7 protein-coding genes are annotated in these 3,906 nt (G+C 35.8%); all 7 read left to right on the plus strand.

Annotated elements, in window-relative coordinates; translation table 11 throughout:
• The coding region (locus ACGH6Q_RS11980; RefSeq protein ID WP_411592945.1) for a hypothetical protein at nt 1–212 on the plus strand (212 nt) is incomplete at its 5' end.
• Nucleotides 212–607: a hypothetical protein gene (locus tag ACGH6Q_RS11985; protein WP_411592946.1), complete on the plus strand. Its 396-nt coding sequence runs from the start codon at nt 212–214 to the stop codon at nt 605–607. The genes ACGH6Q_RS11980 and ACGH6Q_RS11985, both read left to right, overlap by 1 nt.
• 182 nt (nt 608–789) lie before the next feature.
• Nucleotides 790–957 carry a hypothetical protein gene (locus ACGH6Q_RS11990; protein WP_411592947.1) on the plus strand — a complete coding sequence of 56 codons (168 nt, stop codon included), beginning with the start codon at nt 790–792 and terminating at the stop codon, nt 955–957.
• Nucleotides 938–1,831, plus strand: coding sequence for an ATP-binding protein (locus tag ACGH6Q_RS11995; RefSeq protein ID WP_411592948.1), 894 nt, complete (start codon nt 938–940; stop codon nt 1,829–1,831). Before ACGH6Q_RS11990 ends, ACGH6Q_RS11995 begins: the two co-directional genes overlap by 20 nt.
• Nucleotides 1,828–2,430 (plus strand): hypothetical protein, encoded by a 603-nt coding sequence (locus tag ACGH6Q_RS12000; protein WP_411592949.1) that lies wholly within the window; start codon nt 1,828–1,830, stop codon nt 2,428–2,430. Before ACGH6Q_RS11995 ends, ACGH6Q_RS12000 begins: the two co-directional genes overlap by 4 nt.
• Nucleotides 2,431–2,471: 41 nt before the next feature.
• Nucleotides 2,472–3,041: an Nmad5 family putative nucleotide modification protein gene (locus ACGH6Q_RS12005; RefSeq protein ID WP_411592950.1), complete on the plus strand. Its 570-nt coding sequence runs from the start codon at nt 2,472–2,474 to the stop codon at nt 3,039–3,041.
• Between the two features lie 171 nt (nt 3,042–3,212).
• Nucleotides 3,213–3,764: a DNA N-6-adenine-methyltransferase gene (locus tag ACGH6Q_RS12010; RefSeq protein ID WP_411592951.1), complete on the plus strand. Its 552-nt coding sequence runs from the start codon at nt 3,213–3,215 to the stop codon at nt 3,762–3,764.
• Nucleotides 3,765–3,906 lie beyond the last annotated feature (142 nt).

Below are 3,906 nucleotides of genomic sequence, written 5' to 3' on the forward strand. Positions count from 1 at the left end.
TGTTAAATGCGTGTTTGGATGCTGATATTCCTTGGTTTTCTGGAAATAAGGCATCTAGATTTGCTCCAGACTTGCTTGCATCATTGATTGTTATATCTAGACAAAATCACTTATTCAAAAGACGTATTGGCTTCGTTTATTGTGCGTCGCCTTGTGAGTGCGAAGACATAGACATAACAGATTGGTTTTTCGAAGAATTGAGGAGTGAATAATGGAAAAATTAACACCACAAAATGAATATCAAGAGCATATGGTGCAAATTTTATTAGCAAATATGCAGGGTTTGCCAGTTGAATATAAGCGCGGCGCTGATTGGCGCCCAGCAGTCCCTAATTCCGTATCATTGAAGACAGAATACCGCATTGTACCTCAATCAACACCTTTACCAATTACGCGCAATATGTGGCGAAAAATTAGTAAAAAATGGAAATACGCGGCAATGGACAAAGATGGCGAAGTGTATTTTTACATTAATGAACCATATGCCGATAAATATGGTGGTTGCTGGAATGATTTTAGCAATGAGTATTGTAGAAGCGTCTTATTTTTCAATATTGATGGAATTAATTGGCGTCTCTCACTCACAGAACGACCTGAGGGCGTCTAAATGAACACAATACCGATTGATCATGTCGGCTGTAATGTACATGACACAGACCGATTCAGGCTAAATTACAAACTAAACAAGGGCGAACAACTATACGCCCTTTTTTGTACCTACATTTTGACGCTCGGTGGACTGTTTGGGTTGATTCGCTGGATGTTAGAAGTGGCGACGGAGTAAAGCGAATGACATGGGAACAAATATATAGCTCGCTACCAATTCAATCAAGAATGATTATTGATATAGCAGAAGCGTACAGAGTTGATTTAACGGAACTAGCTAATTTACAAGTTCAAAAACAAGAAAGCGACACGCATTTAAATGAGGTGATACATGGCTCTAAAAATTATTAAGGCAGAACAACCGATTGAAGTTAAAAATTTAACAATATGTCTTTATGCTCAACCCGGGATAGGTAAAACATCTACAGCGTTCACAGCAGACAAGCCTTTATTGTTTGATTTTGATAAAGGAGCACATCGTTCAAATAATCGAAAAGATAGTGTTGAAATTGATTCTTGGTCTGATGTTATCAATATTACAGAGGATGACCTAAAACCATATAACACAATTATAGTTGATGCGGTTGGTCGAGCATTAGATGTTTTAACAGTTCATCTAATGAAAACAGATCCGAAATTAAAAAATAGAAATGGTTCGTTTACCCTACAAGGGTATGGAGTGTTAAAAAATGTTTTTACTGATTGGCTTAAATTAATGCGCTCTTTTGGTAAAGATGTTGTTTTAGTTGCTCACATGAGCGAAGAAAAAAACGGAGATGATACTGTAGAGCGTCTAGATATACAGGGTGGCTCGAAGAACGAAATATATAAAGTTGCTGACGTGATGGGGCGATTAAAATTTTCAGGCAATGACAAGAGAGTTATTGATTTTAACCCAAGCGCCAGTGGTTTTGGTAAAAATCCTACTCAATTACCAGTAAAAGAAGTGCCATCATTTAAAGATAGTCCTACATTTTTAGGTGATTTAATCGATGAAATTAAAAATAAACTAAATGAAAGCCTTATTGCATACAATGCCAAACAAGAAAAGCTTTCTCAGCTTGAAGCTGATTTAATGACTATTGATGGTATTGATGCGTTCAATGAGCAATTGATGATTATGGCTGATTCAAGCCCTATCGAAAAACAACTCTTACTCAAAGTTGGTAAGAAAAAAGGGTTTTCATTTAATAAAGAGCTTAAAGTGTTCGAGGTTGTCGCATGATAAGAATATCGGCTACACAACTAGAATCGTATCGCCGATGGTTGTTGAATGATGAATCAACTATTGATGATATGATTGACTTCTTATTAAAGCGTACACCGCCGACCGAAGCGATGCTTGCAGGATCGTCTTTTCATAAAATCCTAGAAAACGCATCATATAATGATGAATTATCTATCGTTGAACAAGACGGATTCAAATTTGATTTATCAGGCTTGGATTGTGAAATAGCTTTGCCAGAAGCTAAGGAATTTAAACTAGAAAAGCAAACCGTTATTGACGGTGAGCCTGTTACATTTGTTGGTGTGGTTGATGCAATTAAGGTTAATGAAATCTTTGACCATAAATTAACATCACAGCCTAATGCTGAAAACTATATCGATAGTATGCAATGGCGCTGTTATCTTGATTGGTTTGACTGTGATAAGTTCACTTACAATCTATTCCAAAGCTATAAACCAGCTAATCAAAATGTCTACCTAATTAAATCATTTCTACCAGTTTCATTTTATCGTTATGAGGGGATTGATTTGGATGTGCGCAATATGGCGTCATCCTTTATTGGTTTTGTAAAAAATCATGTCCCTGAATTAATCTAATGACCGTCCAAGTGACGGTTTTTTATTAAAAGGAAAGAATCATGACAAGATTAACTAAATCTATCAAAGAACAAATTTGTAAAAATGCAATTGAGCAATCACTAGCAAATAAAGAGCTAAAAACAGCAAATGAAAATTTATCTAAATTAGCTCTTGACGTTTATAACGATAACGTAACCGCTGAGCTTCTCAAAGAAGCGGATGAAATAAGAGCCCGAGCAAAAGAGTTGCCATTTGATTATTATTCTGTTTTTCGAATTTGTGAAGGTGTGAGATGTAATTTTAATGGGTTAAGTGCATATCTAACATTACCTTCTGAGCGTATTTTTTATGGATTAGACGAAAATCCAACATACACCGCCGATCATGAGTTTTCAAAACGCTTTTTATCATTACAGAATCAGTTCAAATATCTAGAAAAACAAAAAAATGATTTAGAGCATGAAATTATGGCTATTTTAAATAGTTGTGCAACTCTCAAAAAATTACAAGAAATATGGCCCGAATCAGTCAACTTTTTAGATGGTATACAAGCGAGTGTTATTAAATCCAATTTACCTGCTGTTGTCGTTGAAGATTTAAATAAAAAGCTAGGTATAACAACAAGCTAAAAATAACGTCTGGTATATGCGTTGATGATTAGTGTTAGCAGAGACACTGTCCGCAATTGCAGTTAGCCCACTAATTTGAAATATACAAGCCGTATTGTTTGACATGACGGTAGTCACGCCGTTGGCGACAGAGTGACACCCACCAAATCACTACATCAGAGAGTTTTTAAAATGGCTATTCTAAACAAATCACAAACAGAGAAGCAAAACAAGGATTATTGGCGAACATCAGAGTTATTAATCAATGATGCGTTAACACTGCTAAATATAAAAGGCTTTGATATTGATGTATGTTGCTCAAGCGAAGATGTTCAAATAGAAAAAAGCGACTGGTGTTTAACTGAGGATTATGACGCATTGAGCGATATAGATTGGTTTTCTGATTCATATTCTAATAGTTCATTTCCACCATTTACGACCTCATTTTGCAACCCTCCTTTTTCACGGAAATGGGAGTTTTTCCAAAAAGCGATTGAACAAGTAAACAAATTTAGCAAACAAGTATTGATGGTCCTGCCCTACACCCCTGCTACTAGGGCATGGAGCGACAATGTACACGGACAAAACTGTATTATTTATGTTCCAGACGGTCGTTATCAGTATCTATTACCGAGCGGTGAAAAGTCGATCAATAACTGTAATTTTGATACATGCTTGATTCTGATTGTACCGTTCAAATGTGGAAATGTAATTGTTAATTATAAGCGAGGTTTAAGTGAGTGAAAAAGTATATGACGTTGATTTACCGATACCAAAAATTAGTTTATTCGACCCTGTTTTATATAACGGCATGAGAACAGAAATCGCAAATAATGATATTTATTATGCATATGATGAATCGGGTGTTATGTGCCCGTGGTATCAC

Origin of the sequence: Gilliamella sp. BG2, from assembly GCF_046635645.1 — a bacterium.
Lineage (GTDB): Bacteria > Pseudomonadota > Gammaproteobacteria > Enterobacterales > Orbaceae > Gilliamella > Gilliamella bombi.